The organism is Oceanicaulis sp. (assembly GCF_965284345.1).
GTDB classification, from domain to species: domain Bacteria; phylum Pseudomonadota; class Alphaproteobacteria; order Caulobacterales; family Maricaulaceae; genus Oceanicaulis; species Oceanicaulis alexandrii_A.
Map to the genome: position 1 here is coordinate 2,265,629 of NZ_OZ260073.1, position 21,125 is coordinate 2,286,753.

A 21,125-nucleotide genomic window follows, 5' to 3' on the forward strand; every position below is an offset into this window, starting at 1 on the left:
ATCCCGGTCCTCGGGCTTGACCCGGGGACCCATGACCTACCCGTCCGCGAACTGCAGCGCGCTCAATTGCGCGTAGAGGCCGCTCTCTTGGATCAGACTGTCATGGTCGCCGTTTTCCACGATCTCGCCCGCTTTCAGCACATAGATGCGGTCCGCCTTGCGCACGGTGGCGAGGCGGTGGGCGATGACGAGGGTGGTGCGGTCGCGGCTCAGCTCATCAAGGGCGTGCTGCACGCGCGCTTCTGACTTGGCGTCGAGCGCGCTGGTGGCTTCATCGAGCAACAGGATCGGCGCGTCTTTCAGGATCGCGCGGGCGATGGCGACGCGCTGACGCTGGCCGCCCGACAGGTTTGAGCCTTTCGGCCCCGCTTGCGTGTCATAGCCGCCCGACAGGCCCAGAATGAAGTCATGGGCGTCGGCGGCTTTCGCAGCCGTGATGATTTCGTCGTCCGAGGCGCCGAGCTTTCCCAGCGCGATATTGTTTCTGATCGTGTCGTCAAACAGGGTCACTTCCTGGCTGACGAGCGCCAGCTGACGCCGCAGCGAGGCGAGCTGGGCCTGGGCGATGTCCTGACCGTCGATCTCGACCGATCCTTCACGGGGGTCATAAAGCCGCGCAATCAGGTTCAAAAGCGTGGTCTTGCCCGAGCCTGACGGTCCCACTAGCGCGATCGTCTCGCCCGGTTTGGCCTCCAGCGTGATGTGAGACAACGCGTCCACGCCCGGCTCATACTGAAAGCTCACATCATTGACGCGCACATGGCCGCCCGTGAGGGCGAGGGGTTTGGCGTCGTCGGCTTCGGTGAGACTGGACTCTTCATCGAGCAGGGCGAAGACCCGGTCGAGCACCGCGAAGCCTTCCTGCAGCACGCCCGACAGCGAGGCGAGGGCGCGGATGGGCGAGCTCATCACCCCAAAGGCGACGATGAAGCCCAGAAGGTCTGACAGTTCCGTGGCGCCATTGAGCGCGCGCCAGCCCGCAAAGCCGAAGATCACCGCCAGCGCGACGCCGGCGGCGACTTCCATGATCGGCTCGATCCGGGCGCGCTGGGCGACCATGGCGAGCAACAGTTCAAAGCGCTGCTGGAAGCGGCCCTTGGCGCGGGTTTGCGACCAGTCTTCGAGCGAAAAGGTCTTGATCATGCGGGCGCCGGAAAAGCCTTCTTCGAGAAAGCTCGACACATCGCCCATCTGGTCCTGGATATCGCCTGAGCGCTTTCTGATCGCCTTGCCGATGACGGTGATGGGATGGCCCGCGAGCAGCAGCACGGCGAGCACCACCAGCGTCAGCGCCCAGTCGAGCCAGAACAGCACGATCAGGCAGCCCACCACGGTGAGGAAATCGCGGGTGAGGTTGTTGGCGGCGCGGATCAGCCCTTCGCGCAGCATGGTGATGTCATTGGTGAAGCGCGAGATGATCGCGCCCACCGGCTCTCGCTCAAGCCTTTGGAAATCGGCGGTGATCAGCCGGTCGAACATGGCGATCTGAAGATCGCGCATGATCGCCAGCGCCAGCCGGTTGGTGGCGAGGTTTTGCAGAAACAGGCTGACGGAACGCACGATCACCGCGCCCAGGATCAGCGCCGGGGCGAGCCAGAGCACGCTGGGGTCGCGGTTTTCCAGAAGGCCTGACGCCTGTTGCACCACAACGCCATAGCCAGACGCCGCGGCGGCGGTGATCGTCGCCAGCAGGGTCGCCCAGGCCAGCAGGGCTTTATGCTTGGTGATCTGCTCGCGCCATAACCGCGCCGCCAGCGCAAACGAGCGCGCGCGTTGAGGCTTGGGCGCGCCGGGCAGGGCGCCGTCCGTCACAGGCGGGTCAGCAGACAGGGCGCTTAGTCCTTTTTGGACGGATCCAGCATCTTGTGCGCGTGGATCACGAAATAGCGCATATGCGCATTGTCCACGGTGCGCTGGGCGGCGGATTTCCACGCTTCACGGGCAGCATCGTAATTGGGATAGGCGCCGACGAAATCGACCTGGGTGAGGTCTTTGAATTCGGGCGCGCAGGGGCCGATATCTTTCAGCTCGCCGCCGATCACCAGGTGAAGCAATTGTTGTTCAGACGTTTCGGTCATGGGGAGTCTCCCGAAAGGACGTTATGGGGTCTGCGTCAGGCGCTCTAATAGCAAGGCATGCAGCACCGGACCAGCCGCCAGCGGCGGGTCCTGAACAGCGCTTGTCCTGTTATAATACACCGGCTCGCCTTTCGACGAAGTGAAGACGCCGCCTGACTCCTCCACCAGTAAATGCCCCGCCGCCAGATCCCAGTCCCATTTGGGCCTGACCGCCACCACGGCATCCGCCTTGCCCTCGGCCAGACGGCACAGGCGCAAGGCGGCGGAATTGACCGTATGCGCTTCGGCGCCGAGCGCGCGCAAATCCGCCAGCCGTCCGGGATCGCCGATCAGCCGCGCGCCGGTGATCTGATCATGCGTGCTGATGGTCAGCGGCGCGCCATCCTTGCGCGCGCCATGCCCTAAAGCCGCGTCATACATGGCGTCCGCGCTGGGGTCATAGATGGCGGCGGCGACCGGGCGGCCGTCTTCCACCACGGCGCAAGAGATGACGAATTCGGGCTTGTTCTTCAAAAAGGCGCGGGTGCCGTCGATCGGATCAATGAGAAAACTGCGCTTGGCGGTCAGCCGGGACTGATCATCCACGGTCTCTTCCGACAACCAGCCATACTCAGGGCGGGCCGCTTTGAGCCGCTCCTGAAGCAGCGCGTCAGAGGCGAGGTCCGCCTCGCTGACCGGGTCGCCGGGCAGCTTTTCCCAATCGCGCATGCCGCGCGCCCTGAACGCAAGCACGAGTTTCCCTGCCGCGCGCGCGGCATCGACCAGCAAGTCCCGATCAGCGCGCGCATCGCTCATCAGCGCCCGCCGATGGACAGCGCATCCACCAGAACGCTGGGGGCGTTGATGGAGCTGTCAAACTCCAGATCCGAACCGGGGACGAGGCGTGCGAAGATATCCAGCAGATTGCCCGCCACGGTGATCTCGCTGACGGGACCGGCCAGTTTGCCGTTCTCGATGGCGTAACCCGCCACGCCGACGGACCAGTCGCCGGTATTGGCGTTCAGCGACGGGCCGAACATTTCGCTGACCAGAACGCCGGTTCCGGCGGCTTCGATCAGGCCGTCACGGTCCAGCTCGCCCGGGCTCAGATGCACGTTGGAGGACCCGACGCCCGGCGCGCCGCCGAGATTGCGCGAGGCGTGACCCGTCAACTCCAGCCCCAGCTGGCGCGCGCTCGACGCGTTCAGAAGCCAGGTGGTCAGCACGCCGTCTTCGATGAGCGCGCGCGGTGTGCAGGCGATGCCTTCGGCGTCCACCGCGCGGGCGCCGAAGCTCCAGTCGCGCAGCGGATCTTCGATCACGTCGACGCCGTCGCTGAACAGGCGCTCGCCCATCTTGTCGCGCAGGAAGGATGTGCCGCGCGCAATGGCCGGGCCGGAGATCGCGCCCAGAAGCGAGGAGATGAAAGTGGTGGAGACGCGTTTGTCAAAAACCACCGCCATCTTGCCCGTGGCGAGTTTTTCCGCGCCCACGCGGCTGGCCGCGCGCTCGCCGGCGCTAAGGCCGATCTCCTGCGCGGTTTTGAGGTCCGAGCGGCGGCGGGCGGCGTGGGTGTCGTAATCGCGCTCCATCGCGCCAGACGCATTTCTGGCGATAGCGGCGACGCCCAGCCCGCAACGCGAGCCCAGACGGGCGCGCTCAAAACCGGTGGAGGTGACGAAGGCCGAGCCGCCGACGCCGGCGCTGGCGCCGCAGCCTGACGTCATCGCCACGCCTTTGACGCCCAGAGCCGCCGCTTCCATCTCCAGCGCCGCGGCTTCGAGCTGGTCGGGGGTGAAGTCCGACGCTTCATAGGTGGCGATGTCGGGTAGGGTGCGCGCCAGTTTTTCAGGCTCGACCAGACCGCAATAGGGATCTTCGGGCGCGGCCTTGGCCATGGCCACCGCGCGTTCGACGGCGAGGCTCATCCCTGCTTCTGAGAGGTCAGAGAAGGCGACGCCCGCCTGACGCTTGCCGATCAGAACGCGCAGGCCCGCATCGCGGGTCTCGCTGCGTTCGACGGTTTCAAGCTTGCCTTCTCGCACGCCCGCCTCGATGGCGCGTGATTCAGAGAGCAGGGCTTCCGCGTCCTGGGCGCCGGCCGCCTTGGCGCGGTCGACCAGCTCATGAGCCAGAGACAGAAGCGAACGGGTGTCGGGCGCGCCCAGGCCGACGCTGGCGTTTTGATCGGTCATACCGATCCCATAACGTCAACACGGCCCCGAGCGCAACGCGTCAGAACGGCTAAGGGTTCAGCCGGTGACCGCATGAAGGATCAGACCGACCGCCAGAACCGCATAAATGGTCATGGTCAACAGGGCGCCCAGGAAGCGGCCGATATTGGGTCCATCCTGGGTGGCGACGCCCCAGCCATGAATGCCGCGCGCAACGGTCAGCGTCACGCCAATGGCGTGAAGGGCCATGATCGGCGCGCCGATCAGCGCCATCACCACCAGAGCGATCAGCACCCCCGGCGTCCATTCCGCGCCATTGGCATGGGCGCGGCAGGCGCGTTCAAGCGCCGGGTTTTCGCCCATGCCGAGGCTGGTCTTGGTGCTGAGCCGATATCGGACCACATTGGCCCCGAGAATCAGCAAAATCAGTAAGTTGAGGCCAACATAAAGGCTGGCGACTTGAATTGCGGTCATGGAGTTCCCCCTGAGGCGCGCCGGTCATCCGGCGTCGTCATCGTCCTGCGGCAGGCTGGCGGCCTGCCGGATCGCGTCCGCCAGCACTTCGGGCGCTTCAGCGCCGGAGACTGCGAACTGTCCGTTGAAAATAAAGCACGGCACGCCTTGAACGCCTAGCCGCCGGTAGAACTGCTCCTCGTCCAGAACCGCCTGGCGGTCCTGGTCTGATGGCAGCAGCGAGGCGACGATGTCGGCGTCCAGCCCGATCTCGCCCGCCAGCTGAGTGAGAACCGCCAGATCGCCAATATCAAGATGGTCTTCAAAAAACGCCTTGTGCAGACGCTCGGAGGCGGCTTCGCCCAGATCCTGGCCCTGCGCCCAGCGGATGACGCGATGGGCGTTCAGCGTGTTGGGGCGCACGGGAATGCCGGAAAAGCGGAAAGTGATCCCGGCGGCGGGGCCGGCCTGTTCGAGATGCTCGCGCATCATCTTGAAGCGGTCGTCCGGACCGTCGCCGAACTTCTTTGTCATATAGTCCTTATAGGCGACGCCGCCGGGCGGGATCGCGCCATCGAGCTGGAATGGACGATACAGGGTTTCTGTCTGGATCTCGGGAACCAGAGCGCGGGCTTGATCCCAATAGCGCAGGCCCAGCCAGCACCACGGGCACACAATGTCAGAGACGATATCAACAGAAACTTGGGTCATGGCCGGACCCTAGAGCGTTCGCGTCAGCTCGAAAAGATCAAGCCATGCACACTTGATTGCGGCCGCCTTCCTTGGCGTCGTAAAGGCCGCCGTCAGCGCGCGCGAGCATGTGCTCGCCGGTCGAGTTGAGATCACCCGGGTTCAGAACCGCGAGCCCCAGAGAGGCGGTGACGGCGATGTGCTGTCCCACATCGTTTTCCACATGCATGGCCTGAACGGTCTCGCGCAGGGTTTCGCATGTCTGGCGCGCTTGCTGCTCATCCTGACCGGGCAAGACGACCGCGAACTCCTCGCCGCCCAGCCGACCCAGCATGGCGGGCGGGCGTAGCAGGGCTTTGAGCTGGCGCACGGTTTCGATCAACACCCGGTCGCCGCTGGCATGACCATGGGTGTCGTTGATCTTCTTGAAGAAATCGAGATCGACCATGGCGACGCTGAACGGCAGCGCCTGGTCGAGCGCTTTTTTGTGTTCGCGCTCGAGCGTGCGCATGAAGACCCGGCGATTATAGGCCCCGGTCAGCGCATCCGTCTCCGCTTCCGTACGCATGCGCTGGGTCAGGCGCACGATTCGCGATGCAGCGCGCAGGCGGGCTTTCAACTCGTTGGGGTCGAGCGGTTTGGTCAGATAATCGTCCGCGCCGGAATCGAGCGACTCAGCGAGCTTGTCCTCCTGGCCTGACGCGGTCAGCACCATGGTGTGTATGTGCTCGGTCTCGGGATTGGCCTTGACCAGCCAGCAGCTCTCAAGTCCTGAGAAATCCGGCAGCTCGATCGCCGTCATGAAGATGTCGGGCGGGGTGTCGCTAAGCTGTTTGAGGCTGTCTTCGGCATGACCGGACGCGCTGGTCTCAAAGCCGGCTTCGCCCAGCATGCGGCACAAAATGGCGCGCTGCACCCGGCTGGCTTCGCAGATATGAATATGCAGCCGATCTTCGCCCGCATCCAGGACGGGCGCCGACACGTCGGGTGAGATGCCCGCAGCGGGGATGGATTCTGACACAGCCATGCTCGGCAAACTAGGCGTAAAGCCTTAACGGCTTCCTGAACATCGGTGTATTTTTGGCAGGAAGAGTTGGCTGATTTACGCTTTGGCGTCCAGCAACTTACCGATCATCTCATCGGCCGTGCGAATGACGGAGACGGCGGCGGAAGCCTGGTGTTCCGCTTTGATCATATCGACCATGGCGGTGACATAGTCATCGTCAAAAGAAGAAACGCGCCCGCCGGGTCCGGCGGGTGGTGGGGGGGCGTCGGATCGCCCGGCAGGCGCGTTAGGAGCTGAAGCGCTTTGGGTCAGCGCGGCAGGGATGGTCGATGGGCGAACGCGATTGACCATGCCTGCCGCAGCATCCAGCCGCGCTGTGGCGGCTTGGAAGGCTTGTACGCCGGATGAGAAAACCGAGTTCATGACCGGAGCATGCGCCCAACATCCGGAAATTGCACGCGGAACTGGTAATGTGAGTTACCGTGGGGTTAAGCCGTTGGCGCGTTCTGTTTCTGATAGTCTTTAGGGGTCAGCCCGGTTTCACGTTTGAACGCCTTGTAGAAGGTGGAGCGTGAATTGAAGCCGACATCGAGGGCGATGGTCAGGACCGAGGCTTCTTTGGCCAGCAATAAGGGCTGGGCCGCTTGAACGCGCCATCGCGCCACATAATCAAAAAATGTCGTACCCAGATGCCCGTTCAGGGTTTGGGAGACATGATTGTGGGGTGCGGCCACATGCTTGGCCAGTTTTTGGAGCGACAGCGTGGGATCCAGATAGAGCGCCTCGGCTCGCATGGCCGTTTCGAGCTTGCGGGCGATGTGTTCCGTGCGTTCGGACGATAACGCCGAGCGAGCGTACTTGTCCGGCTCGGGGGGAAGTTTAGGCGGGATGTCTTGAACAGGCATTTGTCTGGTGGCGAAGACCACAAGCATCAGCACGGCCAGGCCAAGAGTGAGAACAACCCCTTCAGCCGGCACGATCAAACCAGGACCCAGATTGTCACTGATGACTGAGAGGCCTGAGAGGCCCCAGCCGATGACGAGCATGAGGATGAACCCATCCATCCAGCGCAGCTCGTACGCTTCGGTATTGGAATAGAGGGCTTTGAGCCGGGCTCTGTAGCGCGACAGGTGTTTCACGATCACGGCCAGGTAAATCAGGGACGTCACGGCCCAGATCAGAATGAGCGCAAAGGTTGTCAGCGCGAGCAGGGCCGGGAACCAGCCCTCTGGCAGATCGCCTTCGATCAGCAGGGTTCGCCGGACCGGCTTGGGCAGGGCCCAGTAGCCGATCATGACAATCACGCCGAGGAACGGGAGCCCCAGATGCCGACGCCGCCAGGGCCTGTGGCCGATGGCGTCAATCCGCTCTGTGACATACTGGAAAAGACAGGCCGGCAAGAGCATGAGACAGGGCAAAAGCGCGGGCAGGTACAGATCATACATGGGTCTGGCGAACCGCGCGATCAGCGGCAGTCCGGCCAAACCCAGAAACAATCCGAACACGACGATCAGCGTATGGCGACCGGGCGCCGGTGCAGACCCGCGCAAGGTCATGACAACGCCGGTCAGGGAAATGCCGACCAGTATGGAAGAGATCACGAGCAGGGCGTCAGTTTGCATGGCTTGGGTCTAGTTCAGCGCATTGTCCCGTTCAATCTCTATCCCTGCCCGATTGTGTCCTCGCCCTCACGCGCGGACGACATTTGGCCGTCTCGCCTCCTATGCCGATGACACATGTGCGCGGCGTTCGCGCGGACACGTCATGGAAGTGCGGGATGATGACTGAGCCTGATCTTTTGGGGATCGCCCATTTTGCAGTGGGGTGCGTGGCGGTGCTGGCTGGACTGGCGGCCTTGTCATCTCGCAAGGGGCAGGTCTGGCACCGCGCCTCGGGGTCCATATTTGTGATCGCCATGCTGGCCCTGGCGCTCAGCGGTCTCTGGCTCAGTCTGGCGCGAGACATTCTGTTCACGGTGTTTCTGTCAGGCATAGCGGGACATGCCGTCTTGACCAGTTGGGCTGCGGCCCGGCGACAGGCCTGGCTCTCAATCGTTCTGGCGCGATGGTCTGGCCTTGTTTCAGGCGGGCTGTGTCTGGGGGCTGTGTCGGGCGGGCTGATTGCCGCGTCTTCCCCTGAGGGAAGGCTCAATGACCTCCCCCCGGCAGCCTTCTACTTGCTTGCGGGGGTGAGTTTCGGGCTGTTCGTGCTGGATCTGTTTTATGCCCGGAACACGGCGCCGCAGCGCGTGAGCTGGCTCAGTCGTCATCTCTGGCGGATGGGTTTCGCCTTCTTCCTGGCCACAGGAATCTTTTTCTTTGGCAATAACCACGTGCTGCCCGAAGCGCTTCGCACTCCGCTTGTTCTGTCTGTCCCGGTTCTGACCGTGATCGGTTGGACCGTGGTCTTCGGGGTGAAAGTCCGGCTCGCAGCCGGTGGAATGCAGCGCTGATGTCCACGCCGTCACGCGGACACACACGGAAAGTCTCAACGGGCTAGACCGATTTCAAACTGAGTTTTGAAGGAAAGGAAGACGGATGTTTCAACGTCTCGGTGGAGTGGCCGCAATCGCGGCGGGCCTGACCTATGTGATCGGGTTCTGGGTCTATTTCAGCATATTGGGGCCGGTTCAATATGGCAGCCTGTCCGTGCCTGCGGAGCAGCATGTGGGGTTCCTGGTTGAAAATGCGGCTCTGATGTCAGCCTGGAATCTGGTGATCTATGTGCTCAACGCCGTGCTCATGGTGGTGTTGGTCATCGCCGTGCATCAACGGGTGAAAGCGGCTCCGAATGGATTGGTGCAGACCGCGACGGCGTTCGGACTGATCTGGGCGGGATTGATCCTGGCCACGGGCATGTTGACCAATGTGGCCACCAGCCAGATCGTCCAGCTCGCCGAAACCGATATGGATGCCGCCGCATCCTTGTGGCGGAGCACGGTCGTGGTGGCGGCCGGACTGGGCGGCGGGAATGAGATCACCGGCGGGATGTGGATCGTTCTGCTGAGCCTGGCCGGGTTTCAGTCCCGGACCCTCCCCATGCCGGTCAATCTGCTGGGGCTGGTGGTGGGCGGCGCGGGCTTAGCCTCAACCCTGCCCGTCTTGGCCTCGGTCGCGACGATGATTTTCGGGCTCGGCTTTATTGCGTGGTTCTTTGTGGTGGGCGTGGCCTTGCTGGTCATGAAACCGAAACCGGCGACGGCCTAAGCCGTTGTGCCGGGCGCTGGGTCTTAGTCCAGCCCCAGCTCGCTCCACATGGCGTCGACGCGGTCGATGACGTCTTGCTCCATATAGAGCTTTTCGCCCCATTCACGATTGGTCTCGCCGGGCCATTTATTGGTGGCGTCGAGGCCGATCTTGGACCCCAGCCCTGACACCGGGGAGGCGAAGTCGAGATAGTCGATGGGCGTGTTCTCGATCGGGGTGATGTCGCGCACCGGGTCCATGCGGGTGGAGATCGCCCACATCACATCCTTCCAGTCGCGCGCATTGATGTCGTCATCCACCACGATCACCCATTTGGTGTACATGAACTGGCGCAGATAGGACCAGGCGCCCATCATCACCCGCTTGGCGTGGCCGGAATACGCCTTCTTCATCGAGATGACGGCGATGCGATAGCTGCAGCCTTCGGGCGGCAGCCAGAAATCGACGATCTCGGGGAATTGCTGGCGCACCAGCGGGATGAACACCTCGTTGAGCGCTTCACCCAGCACGGACGGCTCATCGGGCGGACGGCCTGTGAATGTGGTCAGATAGATCGGGTCCTTGCGCATGGTGATGGCGCTGATCTTGAAGACGGGGAATTTTTCGACCGAGTTGTAATAGCCGGTGTGATCGCCGTAGGGGCCTTCATCCTCGTACTCGTCGAGCATCACATGGCCTTCGAGCACGATCTCAGCCTCGGCGGGGACTTTCAACGGCACGGTCTTGCAGTCCACCAGCTCGGCCTTCTGGCCGCGCAGCAGGCCCGCAAACTGGTATTCGCTCAGCGTATCCGGGACGGGCGTGACGGCGGCGAGAATGGTGCCGGGATCGGCGCCCAGAACGCAGGCCACGGGCAGGGGTTCGGGCTTTTCATTTTTCCAGCGCTGAAAATGCTGGGCGCCGCCGCGATGCTTGAGCCAGCGCATGATCGCGCGGTCCTTGCCCAGCTTCTGCATTCGGTAGATGCCTAAGTTGAAGTCGTCCTGCTTGTCTTCGGACGGGCCTTTCGTCACGACAAGCGGCCAGGTGATTAGCGGGTCGGGCTCGCCCGGCCAGCAGCCCTGAATGGGCAGACGGTCGAGATCAATGTCATCGCCTTGCAGCACGATTTCCTGGCAGGGCGCCTTGCGCACATTGGCGGGGCGCATGCTCATCACGGTTTTGGCCAAAGGCAGCATGCCGAGCGCATCCTTAAGGCCGCGCGGCGGCTCGGGCTGACGCAGAAAGGCCAAAAGCTCGCCCACTTCACGCAGATCGGACGCCGTCTTGCGTGGCTCGCCGCCCAGCGTCACCGCGCGGGCGACGCGGCCCACCGTGCCGAACAGGTTGGCCAGCGCCGGCATTTCGCTCGGCCGGCCGTCTTTATGCACCGGGTTTTCAAACAGGACCGCCGGACCGCCGGTTTTCAGCAGCCGGGTCTGAATCTCGGTCATTTCCAGATGGGTGGAGACCGGGCGGGCGACGCGCTTGAGCTCGCCCTCCGCTTCCAGCAAAGCGATGAAGTCGCGCAGAGATTTATACGCCATCCGGCCCTCCTGTCAGATGGAGTGCAAACTAGGCCTGCGCGGCAGGCGGGCCAAGCGCGGAGCTGCGTTGCCCGTGTCAATCTGGACTCAGGTCAGCGCTGTTAACACCCTTGCAACCAAATGCCGCCCTGCGCATTTGTGATGCATGAGGTTCGTATATCAAACACTGGGTTTTCTGCTGATCGCGCTGGGCGTGCCGCTGTTCTGGACGCCTTTGCCGTTCGGGCTGGTGCTGATCGCGATGGGCGCCGCATTGATTTTGTCCAATTCAGATAGGGCGCGCAAAACGGTGCGCGGCTGGCGCGGGCGTCACCCCATGTTCAATGATTTCATGAGCAAGGCCGAACGGGTGACCCCGCACCCGTTCGACCGTATCCTGCAACGCACAGACGTGGACTAGCCGTCAGCCTGCTGGCCGTCAGTGAGGACGTCCTGAACCGGAGTATCGCGTTTGGCGGCGATGACGGCCGCCCCGAATTCCGGCGCGCCGCTCTCCATGCCCAAGGTGGCGCCCATGCGCAGTACGACCAGATTTTCAGACGGAATGACATAGCCGCGCTGATCCTGAAAGCCCTGCATGGCGACCGTGTCGGCAGGCAATCCCTCAATGTTGAGCCAGAAGCCTGAGCCGTACCAGTCAACCGTAGGGGTTCCCACATAGGTCAGCCAGTTGGGCGGGATGATCTGGGTGTCGCCCACGCGGCCATTGTCGAGATAGAGCTGGCCCAATCGCGCCCAGTCCTGGGCGGTGGCGTACATATAGCTCGACCATTGCAGCGTGCCGGACTGATCGGGTTCGAACACCACTGAATTCATACCCAAGGGCTCAAACAGCCAGGCGCGCAGGGTGCTGATCCGGTCAGGGAGCGTGTCGCCCATGAACTCTTCCATCGCGGCGCCCGCCAGAATGGTGTTCACGCTTTGATAGCTCCATTCCTCGCCTGGCTCGTGCAGCTTGTTGCGCGAGGCGGCGTAGGCGGCCATGTCGGCCTGGGTCATCAGCATTTCCGAGTTGGGGTCATGGCCGTTATTCAGCTCGAACCCGTCCAGCCCTCCCGTCATGCGCAGCATGTCGTCCAGCGTGATGTCCGGCCGGCCCACGGCGTTAAGCTCCGGCGACAAGCCTTCGGCCCGCATGTCGATCAAGCCGCGCTCCACCAGCACGCCCGCAAACGTCACGGCGGTGGATTTGGTCATGGACCAGCCCAGAAGCGGGCTGCGCGCATCCACGCCCTCGGCATAGCGTTCCGCCACCAGCCGCCCGTCGTGCAGCACCAGCGTGGCGAGCGTATTGCGGCCATCATTGGTGAATGCGGCGTCCATGGCCGCGTTCAGCGCGTCCGCATCAAAATGCGCGTCTCGCCAGGCTGTATCGACCTCCATCACTGTCGAGGGAGGCGGCATGGGCACGGTCAGACCGGCGTCAAACTGGTTGGGGTCATGCACCAGGGTGCAGCCAAGCCCGTCGCGGAAAACGGCGGTCTGTCGATAGAACAGCCCAAGGATGGCGCTCGTTGCGGTGCGCGCCTCGGTGTCGACATCCAGGCTGATGACCGATTGCGCGGGGCCCAGCAAAGGATCGACATACACCGTCTTGGCGCGTTCCGGATCCAGGCCGGAGACAAAGGTCAGCGAACAGGCCTGTTTGGCGGTGAGTCCGGCGCCGGACGGCAAATAGATCCGGCCCCAGCTGGACTGGCTGACATAGAGCCAGCCGCCGACCACAAGTGCGGCGATCAGCGCGATCACCCAAATAAGACGGCGCATTGAAAATCCTCCCCTTTTTTCTGAGGGTCCGCGCGCTTAGGGGCAGGGTCAAGCAGCTTGTGAGAAAATATATTCAGTGAAAAAGCTCACTAACCAAATTTAAACAACTCGCGGGCTAGGTTGAACTCATAATCTCCCCTGTGAGCACAGACTTGATCGGGCGGACCTCTGGTCCGCCCGTTTTTCTATGCGTTTTCAGGATTTTGTTTTGGGCTCAAGCACGTCGTGCCAGTCCGGGGTCTTGTTGATCTGGGCTTTGGCGAACGGGCAGAGCGGAATGATTTGAACGCCGCGCTCGCGGGCGTCCTCGACTGCGCGCTGAACCAGCGCTTTTCCCACGCCCATGCCGCGCCACTCATCGGGCACGCCGGTATGATCAATGATGATCATATGGTCATTGGCGATCGAATAGGTCAGCTCGGCCTCGGGTTTGCCGTCAGCCGTCGCCACATAGCGACCCTTGGTTTGCGAACGCTCTTCGGTAATCGTGAAATCGGTCATGACGTCCTCCGGCATTGCTTGCTCGGTTCAACTTAAGCAGCAGGCCGGCGCGCGTCTGCGTCGAATTTTGAAACTATGGATTTCCAGATGAGAGGTCAGACCGCCAGGGGCGGTCTGAATCTAACGCCTATCCGAACTTTGAGAAGTCCGGCGTCCGGCGCTCCATGAAGGCCGTCACGGCTTCCTTGAACTCATCGGTGCGCAATTGCTCGGCGAACAGGCCGCCTTCGCGCACGATGCGGTCCTTGATGTCTTCGGGCGGCAGATTGATCAGCATTTTGGCGGTTTTCACCGCGCCCGGCGCCAGCTGGGTGATCTGCTGTGCGATCTCTTCGACCGCCGCGTCAAAGCCTTCGGCCGGCAGAACCGCGTTGATCAGGTTTTTCGCTTCGGCTTTCTTCGCATCCCATTTCGCGCCCAGAAGCAGCATCTCGCTGGCCACGGCCCGGCCGACAATGCCCGGCAAGATCTGGGAGGAACCGTATTCCGGCGCCAGCGCCAGATTGACAAAGGGCGTCGTGAACAGCGCCCGCTCGGTGGCGTAGACCAGATCACAGTGCAGAAGAAGCGTCGTGCCGATGCCGACCGCTAGCCCGTCCACCGCCGCGATTACCGGCTTCTCGCACATCATCAGCGCCATCATGAAACGCTCGACGGGCGGGGTTTCGCCGCCGCCGATATGGGGCGGGGCCTCCATGAAATCCATCAGGTCGTTGCCGGCGGAGAAACAGCCTTCGCCGCCGGCGATGACCACGACGCGGATGTCAGACCGGGTATTGGCCTCTTCAAGGCCCTCCGCCATCGCCGAATACATGGCGCGGGTAATGGCGTTCTTCTTGTCAGCGCGATCAAAGCGCAGGGTGCGTACGCCGTTCGCGTCGCTTACACAGATCAGGTCAGTCATTACGCCATCCTTGGACTCTTTAGGCATTAATTGGCTCCATAGGGGCAGACGAGGACGTGGGAATCAAACACTGCGCCCAGCAAGAGCTGATCGCCGACACGCGTCGCCACGGAGGGGGAATCGATCGCCTCGCCGGGATCGGCGAACACCGTCGTCCAGTCCCCCGTTTGCGGGTTAACCCGGACGGCCTGGGCCGGCGCGCGGGCTTCAGGGTCTGACTGGTGCGCCAGGAACTCAAACACGCTGACATTCCCTGCGATATAGAGCGCGCCGTCTGAACCGATCTCGATATTATCAAGGCCCAGCGGAACCGGATGCCGTGCCGTGCGCGTCAGCTCGGCTGTGTCTGCATCCCGGTCAAAGACATGCAGCGTGCGCCCGATAAAGCCCGAGGCGTAAAGCTCGGAACCGTCGGCGTTGATGTTGATCCCGTTGGCGTAGGCCAGGCCCTCGGCGACGATGCGGCCCTCCTGGCCGTCATAATAGCTGATCGAGCCCAGAGGCAGGCCCAGGAACGCTTCGAGATAGCCCATCGGCGTGTCGCCGAAATAGACGTCATTGGTGGCGTAGAACTGGTCTGGCCCGACCCCGACAATGTCATTGGGCGAGCGCAGGGCGTCATAGCTCACGGTCTGAAGATGCGACAGCGCGCCATCCTCGGCCACGTCATAGATCAGCACCTGATGGCCGCTATAGGGGTGGCTGATCACAAACAGACGGGCGAGGGGCTCGCCGCTTTCACTCTGACCACGCCACAGGCTGATGCCGTGAGGGCGAAAATCCGCCGGCGCATCAATCGAGACCAGCCGGACGCTGTCGGCGTCGTCAGGGTCAAACACATAAATGCCATTTCGCGGATGCATCTCACCGGAGCGGCGCTCGGCGGCGGACACGAAAGCCAGCCCGCTCACCGCATCATAGGTCACGTCTTCAGTGCCGGGCGCGATCTCGACCGGCGTACAGGCGGCGTTGTCGGTGTATTCAGGATGGCTCAGCGTCCCGCTCGCGCGGGTGACCACATAGCCGATGCGCACCAGGCCCAGCACCAGGACGACGCCCAGCACCCCCACAATCAATCGAACCATGACCCGTCCTCCCCAACTCTTCTTTTCTGTGAAGGAAGGCTACGCCGCAGCGTGAACGGCGTCCAGAAATTGAACGCGGGCGGTTTGATTATTCGTCGCGATCCATCGCCAGCCGGGTCAGGGCGTCATAGACCACGGCGGCGTCAGGCTCGCCCAATTTCTCATCGAGCTCGGCGTTGAACCCGCGCAGCACCTGGTCGGCGCGCTCAGCGGCGCGGCGGCCCGCTTCGGTCAAATCCACCAGGGCGCCGCGCCGGTCGCTCGTATCCTTGCGTTTCATCACCAGACCGGCGGTCTCCATCCGGTTGATAAGGCCCGTCACCGCCGGCGCGCCGAGCGCCAGCATGTCGCCGATCGAGCCCAGGCGTCGTTCGCCGCGGCGTAGCAGCAAAAACAGGACGGCGGACTGGCTAGCGGTGACATTGGCTTCGGCGCGCAGTCGCGCATCCGCTTCCCGGCTCAGGCGCCGGGCGGCGATTTCGATCAGCAAAAAGAGTCGCCGGTCAACGGCGCGAACGCGAGCCATGCCTGTTTCATGTCGCGATTCATTCGGGTGTGAAAGACTTTCCCCGCTGCTGAACCGGGGCAGAGCCTGAAAAATAAAGCGAACCCCTCTTCCCTCCGCCCGTCTTAGCTGCTTGCTTAAGCGCTTATTGAATGAAGGAGCGCGATCATGACGTCCGTCACCCAACTCTTTGACCTCACCGGCAAGACCGCCGTCGTCACCGGCGGCACGCGCGGCATTGGCGAGATGATCGCCACCGGCCTGCTCCAGCAAGGCGCGCGGGTGTTCATCACCTCGCGTAAGCCCGACGCGGTGAAAGCTGCGCAGGAGCGGCTCTCGGCGTTCGGCGAGGTTCACGCCATCCCCTCTGATCTGTCGACGAATGAAGGCGGGCAGGCCTTCGCGAAATGGCTGTCTGAGCAAACCGGCGCCATCGACATCCTGGTCAACAACGCCGGGGCGACCTGGGGCGCGGCGCTGGAAGAGTTTCCAGAAGACGGCTGGGACCGGGTGATGGATCTGAACGTCAAATCCATCTTCTTCCTGACCCAGGCTTTGCTGCCCCAGCTTCAGGCGGCGTCAAAAGCGGCGGGCCGGGGCCGGATCATCAATATCGGCTCCATCGAAGGCCTCGCCGTGCCGATGATGGAAGACACCTATGCCTATCCGGCCAGCAAGGCGGCGGTGCACCATCTGACCAAGGTGATGGCGCGGCGCCTGGCGCGTGACAAGATCACCGTGAACGCCATCGCGCCGGGCCCGTTTGAGAGCAAGATGACCGCGTTCGCCCTGGGCAATCCCGAAGGCCGCGACGCGGTCTCGGCGCATATCCCGCTGGGCCGCATCGGCGCGCCGGACGACATGATCGGCCTATCGGCGTTTCTGGCGTCTCCCGCGTCTGATTATGTGACGGGGCAGATCATCGCGCTCGATGGCGGCTACGCCAATCTGCGTTAGTCCAACTCGGGCAGGCCGCGGGGCTCGGCGTGAAAGCGCCAGACCCGCGCCGCGCCCACATCCTGGTCTTCCAGATCGCCCGCTTTGGGCGCCTCGAACCGGGCCATGACGCTCAGCTTGTCCTTGGGCAGATAGGCGCGGCCCGGATCGCCGATCAACACGGTCGCGCCGCGGTCATGCAGGCGTTCAAGCCAGTCCGTAATCGCGGCGCCCGCTTCGGTCTCGTAAAACACATCGCCCGCCAGAACCAAATCCCAGCCATCGTCACAGCCTACGAGGTCTGCGTGCAGCACCTGCATGTCTGCGTCATTGAGCCGGGCGTTGGCGCGGGCGGCGTGAACGGCGAAAGGGTCGATCTCGGTCCCGGTGACAAGGTCCGCGCCCGCCTTCGCCGCTGCAATGCCCGCGATACCGCAGCCGCAGGCGAAATCGAGCACGCGCTTGTCGCGCACCAGATCGGGCTGCTCCATCACCAGCCGCGCCAGCGCCTGCCCGCCGCCCCAGGCGAACGCCCAGAAGGGCGCGGGCAGACCTTTGGCGACCAGCACGTCTTCCTCTTCCCGCCACAGATCGCTCGCCGGATCGGCGAGGTGAAAGCGCAGTTCCGGCGTCAGCGGCGCGCTTGCGATGCGGCAATGCGCGGTCAGAACCTGTTCGGGCGTCAGAGTCTCAGCGGGGTTTGCCGATGGCGCTGGCGGCTTCGATTTCGGTGAGTTTTCCGGTGTCGACATCATACATGAAGCCGTAAATCGGAATGCGCCCCGGCACCAGCGGGTGCTCGCGCACGCGTTCCACATCCTCGGTGACGGCGTCGGCGGCGTCCTTGAAGGTCAGCCAGTCCACATCCTTGCCGGCGTCAGAGCCGTCTGATCCGCCCGGATCGCTCCAGCCGTCCGGGCCGGGCGTTGCGGTGTTCAGGCTGGAAGCCAGAAGACGCTCCATGGTCTCTTGATCAAACAAGGCCATACCGCAATCAGTGTGGTGGATCACGAAGAACTCTTTCGTGCCCAGCAGTTTGTGGGAAATGACCAGCGAGCGGATCGCATCGTCGCTGGCGCGGCCGCCGGCGTTTCGGATCACATGCACGTCGCCCAGCTCATAGCCCAGGGCTTCTGTGGGAATGATGCGCGCATCCATGCAGGTCAGGATCGCCGCCTGCTTGGCGGGCGGGATGGGCTTGCCGCCGCGATCAAAGCCTGCGGCGTAGTCGGCGTTGGCGCGCGTCGCATGGGCGTAATTGTCATTGCTCATCGTCAGATCCTTTCAGGAACAACAGGTCAGGCGTTATCCGGGCGCGGCACGAAATTGAGGGCGACGCCGTTATTGCACCAGCGCTGGCGCGTCGGGCGCGGGCCGTCGTCAAACACATGGCCCTGATGGCCTTCGCAGCGGGCGCAATGATACTCGGTGCGCGGCGTCCACAGACGATAATCGGCCTTGGTGGCGACCGCGCCGCGGATCGGCGCCCAGAAGCTGGGCCAGCCCGTGCCGCTTTCATACTTGGTCTCGGACGAGAAGAGCGGCAGGGCGCAGCCCGCGCAGACGAAGATGCCGTCGCGATGCTCGCGATTGAGCGGGCTGGTCCCGGCGCGTTCGGTGCCTTCCTGGCGCAAGACGCGGAATTGCTCGCCATTCAGGCGCTCGCGCCACTGATCGCGCGTCAGGCTCATGAAATCAATCTCGGCCTCGCCCCAGGGCGTGATGCCGGGGTGATCAAACAGCGCAACGTCCAGCCCGTCCTGATCGCTCTGCCCGAACGCGGGGCTGGCGAATGCGGCAAGGCCGGTGGCGAGAAACAGGCGGCGGCTGAGCGTGGTCATGAGAAGGCCTCCTCTTGGCGTCACCCTTCACAGTTAAGCTCAGAGCGCGTCATGACCAGTCACATGCTGGTGAAGCCAGCGTGCTCGCTTACAGAGCGCCCAGCAAGAACGCGCCCGCTAGCAACAAGCCGGTGATCTGGTTCGCCTTGAACCGGCGCAGGCATTCGCGCCCGTCGGTCGGATCAAGTTTGCGGGTTTGAAGCAGCAGATGCGCGGCGAAGACCGCGAAGGCCGGCGCAAACATCAGCCCGGCGCCCGCGACCAGCCCCGCAAGCGCGGCCAGCGCCGCCGCCATGAGATAAAACACTAAAACGCCCAGGCTGATCTGGCCGCCAAGCGCGCGGGCGGAGGATTTCACCCCCACCATGGCGTCGTCCTCCATATCCTGACAGGCGTAGATCGTGTCATAGCCCAGCGTCCAGAACAGGTTCGCCGCGTAGAGAAGCAGGATTTCCGGCGCAAAGGGCGTCCCGAGCGCGGCGGCGCCCGCCACCAGGACTCCCCAGTTGAAGGTCAGGCCCAGCCAGGCTTGCGGCCACCAGGTGATGCGCTTCATGAAGGGATAGCCCGCCACCAGCGCCAGTGCGCCAAGCCCGGTCAGAATCGCGGAGAGGGGCAGCTGGATCAGCACCAGAAGGCCCACCCCGCATTGCGCGATCAGAAACGCCCAGGCCTGTTTCAGGCTGACCGTGCCCGCCGCCAGCGGACGGTCCGCCGTGCGGGCGACTTGCGCGTCGATATCGCGGTCGATGATGTCGTTATAGGTGCAGCCGGCCCCGCGCATGGCGATCGCGCCCACGCCAAACAGGATCGCCCAGTACAGGTCCATCCAATCGAGCCCCGCCTGAACGCTCGCCAGCGCCAGACCTTGCCAGCACGGGATCGCCAAGAGCCAGAAGCCCACGGGCCGGTCATAGCGCGCCAGCCGCAAATACGGGCGCAGGGCTGAGGGGGCGCGGTCCACCCAGGAGGCAGGCACGGAATCAGCGACGCGGCGATCAGGGGCGATGGTCATCATGCATCGATAGCGCGCCGCGCGCCGGTTCGAAAGAGCCTGAGGGTCGCAAGGCGGGCAGATTTTCCACCCGCCCCGCGCGGGCTCTCTAGTCGAGCCCGGTGATGGCGATGGTCTTGGGGTTGGTGAAGGCGAGCAGCCCGTCGCGCGCCAGCTCACGGCCATAGCCGGACTTTTTCACCCCGCCGAAAGGCAGTCGCGGATCAGACGCCACCATCTGGTTCACATAGGTGGAGCCCGCCTCCAGGTCGGTGCAGGCGGTTTCGATCTCGTTCTTGTCTTTCGACCAGAATGACGAGCCGAGGCCATAGGGGTGGTTGTTGGCGATGGCGATGGCGTGATCCACGTCCTCGGCTTTGAACATCAGGGCCACCGGCGCGAAAATTTCAGCATCATGTCCGGGCGTGCCGCGCGGAATGTCCGCCAGAACGCCGGGCGTGAGAAAGGCGCGGTCCTTGCGCTCGGGCGCGAACAGCACGCGTGCGCCGCCATCAATCGTCTGACGGACCAGATCATACACCTCATCGGCGGCGTCCGCGCTGGATAGCGGCCCGATATCGGTGCTGTCGTCCATTGGATCGCCGATTTTGAGCGCCTTCATGGATTGCACGAACTTGGCGGTGAACGCCTCGTAGATGTCCTGGTGGATGATGAAGCGCTTGGCCGCGATGCAGGACTGGCCATTGTTCTGGGTGCGGGCGGTGACGGCGGACTCCACCGCTTTATCAAGGTCGGCGCTGGGCATGACGATGAAGGCGTCAGAGCCGCCAAGCTCCATCACCGACGGCTTGATCGCCTTGCCCGCCAGAGACGCCACCGCCGAGCCCGCGCCTTCAGAGCCGGTCAGGGTGACGCCGCGAATGCGATCATCGGTGATGATGGTCTCAGTCTTGTCCGACCCGATCAGGAGCGTCTGGAACGCGCCTTCGGGAAAGCCGGCCTTGGACAAAACATGTGCGATCTTCAACGCACTGCCCGGCACGGCGGAGGCGTGCTTGAGAAGCCCGGGATTGCCGACGGCGAGATTGGGGGCGGCGAAGCGGAAGACCTGCCAGAACGGAAAATTCCACGGCATCACGGCGAAGACCGGCCCGATGGGCAGGTGGTGAAGGCTGCACGCGCCTTTTTCGGGCGCTTCGATCGGATCGGGCTTGAGCATGTCCGGCGCTTCATCGGCGTAATAGCGGCACACCCAGGCGCATTTCTCCACCTCCGCGCGGGCCTGCTTGATTGGCTTGCCCATTTCGCGCGTCATCAGCTCGGCGATGTCGTCGCGCTGATCGTCCAGAATGTCCGCGGCCCGGCGTAGCGCGTCGAGCCTGGCGTCCATCCCCATGGCCTTGAGCTTTTGCACGGCATGCACAGCGCGGGTCAGGGCCGCCTCGATCGCCGCGTGCCCATGGGACTGCGCTTCAAACACAGTGTCGCCGGTATAGGGATTGATGGACTTCATGACGGG

At 63.4% G+C, this 21,125-nt stretch carries 24 protein-coding genes; 4 read left to right on the forward strand and 20 right to left on the reverse strand.

The features are described from left to right. Positions 1-36: 36 nt before the first annotated feature. The 9 genes from ACQ66J_RS10915 to ACQ66J_RS10955 form a co-directional block, all read right to left on the reverse strand. Complete coding sequence (locus ACQ66J_RS10915; RefSeq protein WP_430431655.1) at positions 37-1,812, reverse strand: ABC transporter ATP-binding protein; 1,776 nt, start codon at positions 1,810-1,812, stop codon at positions 37-39. Positions 1,813-1,835: 23 nt separating this feature from the next. Then, positions 1,836-2,078, reverse strand: coding sequence for a DUF4170 domain-containing protein (locus ACQ66J_RS10920; RefSeq protein WP_107711339.1), 243 nt, complete (start codon positions 2,076-2,078; stop codon positions 1,836-1,838). 21 nt (positions 2,079-2,099) lie between these two features. Then, positions 2,100-2,873 (reverse strand): 3'(2'),5'-bisphosphate nucleotidase CysQ, encoded by a 774-nt coding sequence (locus ACQ66J_RS10925; RefSeq protein WP_430431656.1) that lies wholly within the window; start codon positions 2,871-2,873, stop codon positions 2,100-2,102. Continuing rightward, a complete protein-coding gene (locus ACQ66J_RS10930; protein ID WP_430431657.1) occupies positions 2,873-4,252 on the reverse strand; it encodes a TldD/PmbA family protein in 1,380 nt (459 codons plus the stop codon). Before ACQ66J_RS10930 ends, ACQ66J_RS10925 begins: the two co-directional genes overlap by 1 nt. A 57-nt stretch (positions 4,253-4,309) precedes the next feature. Continuing rightward, positions 4,310-4,705, reverse strand: coding sequence for an MAPEG family protein (locus tag ACQ66J_RS10935; protein ID WP_430431658.1), 396 nt, complete (start codon positions 4,703-4,705; stop codon positions 4,310-4,312). Between the two features lie 24 nt (positions 4,706-4,729). After that, complete coding sequence (locus ACQ66J_RS10940) at positions 4,730-5,395, reverse strand: DsbA family oxidoreductase (RefSeq protein ID WP_430431659.1); 666 nt, start codon at positions 5,393-5,395, stop codon at positions 4,730-4,732. Positions 5,396-5,432: 37 nt separating this feature from the next. Then, entirely contained in the window at positions 5,433-6,401 is a 969-nt protein-coding gene (locus ACQ66J_RS10945) for a GGDEF domain-containing response regulator (RefSeq protein WP_430431660.1), read from the reverse strand. A 75-nt stretch (positions 6,402-6,476) separates the two neighbouring features. Beyond that, complete coding sequence (locus tag ACQ66J_RS10950) at positions 6,477-6,803, reverse strand: flagellar basal body rod C-terminal domain-containing protein (protein WP_375549735.1); 327 nt, start codon at positions 6,801-6,803, stop codon at positions 6,477-6,479. A gap of 65 nt (positions 6,804-6,868) precedes the next feature. Then, a complete protein-coding gene (locus ACQ66J_RS10955; protein ID WP_430431661.1) occupies positions 6,869-8,002 on the reverse strand; it encodes a helix-turn-helix domain-containing protein in 1,134 nt (377 codons plus the stop codon). Positions 8,003-8,157: 155 nt separating this feature from the next. Here ACQ66J_RS10955 and ACQ66J_RS10960 point away from each other — a divergent pair, with 155 nt between their 5' ends. Further along, positions 8,158-8,832 (forward strand): DUF2306 domain-containing protein, encoded by a 675-nt coding sequence (locus ACQ66J_RS10960; protein WP_430431662.1) that lies wholly within the window; start codon positions 8,158-8,160, stop codon positions 8,830-8,832. Positions 8,833-8,917: 85 nt separating this feature from the next. Further along, positions 8,918-9,586: a DUF4386 family protein gene (locus ACQ66J_RS10965; RefSeq protein ID WP_430431663.1), complete on the forward strand. Its 669-nt coding sequence runs from the start codon at positions 8,918-8,920 to the stop codon at positions 9,584-9,586. A 23-nt stretch (positions 9,587-9,609) separates the two neighbouring features. Here the strand turns inward: ACQ66J_RS10965 and ACQ66J_RS10970 are convergent, their stop codons facing one another. Next, positions 9,610-11,112: a UbiD family decarboxylase gene (locus tag ACQ66J_RS10970; RefSeq protein WP_430431664.1), complete on the reverse strand. Its 1,503-nt coding sequence runs from the start codon at positions 11,110-11,112 to the stop codon at positions 9,610-9,612. 145 nt (positions 11,113-11,257) lie between these two features. Between ACQ66J_RS10970 and ACQ66J_RS10975 the strand changes: the two genes are divergently transcribed. Next, positions 11,258-11,512: a hypothetical protein gene (locus ACQ66J_RS10975; protein ID WP_430431665.1), complete on the forward strand. Its 255-nt coding sequence runs from the start codon at positions 11,258-11,260 to the stop codon at positions 11,510-11,512. Here the strand turns inward: ACQ66J_RS10975 and ACQ66J_RS10980 are convergent. The 5 genes from ACQ66J_RS10980 to ACQ66J_RS11000 all read right to left on the reverse strand — a co-directional run bounded on the left by ACQ66J_RS10980 (position 11,509) and on the right by ACQ66J_RS11000 (position 15,895). After that, positions 11,509-12,879 (reverse strand): serine hydrolase domain-containing protein, encoded by a 1,371-nt coding sequence (locus tag ACQ66J_RS10980; RefSeq protein ID WP_430431666.1) that lies wholly within the window; start codon positions 12,877-12,879, stop codon positions 11,509-11,511. The two genes, ACQ66J_RS10975 and ACQ66J_RS10980, sit on opposite strands and share 4 nt — an antisense overlap. A 195-nt stretch (positions 12,880-13,074) precedes the next feature. Then, positions 13,075-13,380, reverse strand: coding sequence for a GNAT family N-acetyltransferase (locus ACQ66J_RS10985; RefSeq protein ID WP_430431667.1), 306 nt, complete (start codon positions 13,378-13,380; stop codon positions 13,075-13,077). A gap of 127 nt (positions 13,381-13,507) precedes the next feature. Further along, a complete protein-coding gene (locus ACQ66J_RS10990) occupies positions 13,508-14,284 on the reverse strand; it encodes an enoyl-CoA hydratase (protein WP_430431668.1) in 777 nt (258 codons plus the stop codon). Positions 14,285-14,310: 26 nt separating this feature from the next. Next, positions 14,311-15,369, reverse strand: a complete 1,059-nt coding sequence (locus ACQ66J_RS10995; RefSeq protein ID WP_430431669.1) for a strictosidine synthase family protein — start codon at positions 15,367-15,369, stop codon at positions 14,311-14,313. An 88-nt stretch (positions 15,370-15,457) separates the two neighbouring features. Continuing rightward, positions 15,458-15,895 (reverse strand): MarR family winged helix-turn-helix transcriptional regulator, encoded by a 438-nt coding sequence (locus ACQ66J_RS11000; RefSeq protein ID WP_430431670.1) that lies wholly within the window; start codon positions 15,893-15,895, stop codon positions 15,458-15,460. Between the two features lie 147 nt (positions 15,896-16,042). Between ACQ66J_RS11000 and ACQ66J_RS11005 the strand changes: the two genes are divergently transcribed. Then, positions 16,043-16,831: a glucose 1-dehydrogenase gene (locus tag ACQ66J_RS11005; protein WP_430431671.1), complete on the forward strand. Its 789-nt coding sequence runs from the start codon at positions 16,043-16,045 to the stop codon at positions 16,829-16,831. Here ACQ66J_RS11005 and ACQ66J_RS11010 read toward each other — a convergent pair. From ACQ66J_RS11010 to ACQ66J_RS11030, 5 genes are all read right to left on the reverse strand, one after another. Next, positions 16,828-17,565, reverse strand: a complete 738-nt coding sequence (locus tag ACQ66J_RS11010; RefSeq protein ID WP_430431672.1) for a class I SAM-dependent methyltransferase — start codon at positions 17,563-17,565, stop codon at positions 16,828-16,830. The genes ACQ66J_RS11005 and ACQ66J_RS11010 overlap by 4 nt on opposite strands. Beyond that, positions 17,501-18,082: a beta-class carbonic anhydrase gene (locus ACQ66J_RS11015; RefSeq protein ID WP_430431673.1), complete on the reverse strand. Its 582-nt coding sequence runs from the start codon at positions 18,080-18,082 to the stop codon at positions 17,501-17,503. The genes ACQ66J_RS11010 and ACQ66J_RS11015 overlap by 65 nt, the downstream gene beginning before the upstream one ends. A 26-nt stretch (positions 18,083-18,108) precedes the next feature. Continuing rightward, positions 18,109-18,651 (reverse strand): peptide-methionine (R)-S-oxide reductase MsrB, encoded by a 543-nt coding sequence (gene msrB, locus ACQ66J_RS11020; RefSeq protein WP_375549723.1) that lies wholly within the window; start codon positions 18,649-18,651, stop codon positions 18,109-18,111. 88 nt (positions 18,652-18,739) lie between these two features. Beyond that, complete coding sequence (ubiA, locus tag ACQ66J_RS11025) at positions 18,740-19,666, reverse strand: 4-hydroxybenzoate octaprenyltransferase (RefSeq protein WP_430432251.1); 927 nt, start codon at positions 19,664-19,666, stop codon at positions 18,740-18,742. Positions 19,667-19,754: 88 nt separating this feature from the next. Then, a complete protein-coding gene (locus ACQ66J_RS11030) occupies positions 19,755-21,119 on the reverse strand; it encodes an NAD-dependent succinate-semialdehyde dehydrogenase (RefSeq protein WP_430431674.1) in 1,365 nt (454 codons plus the stop codon). Positions 21,120-21,125 lie beyond the last annotated feature (6 nt).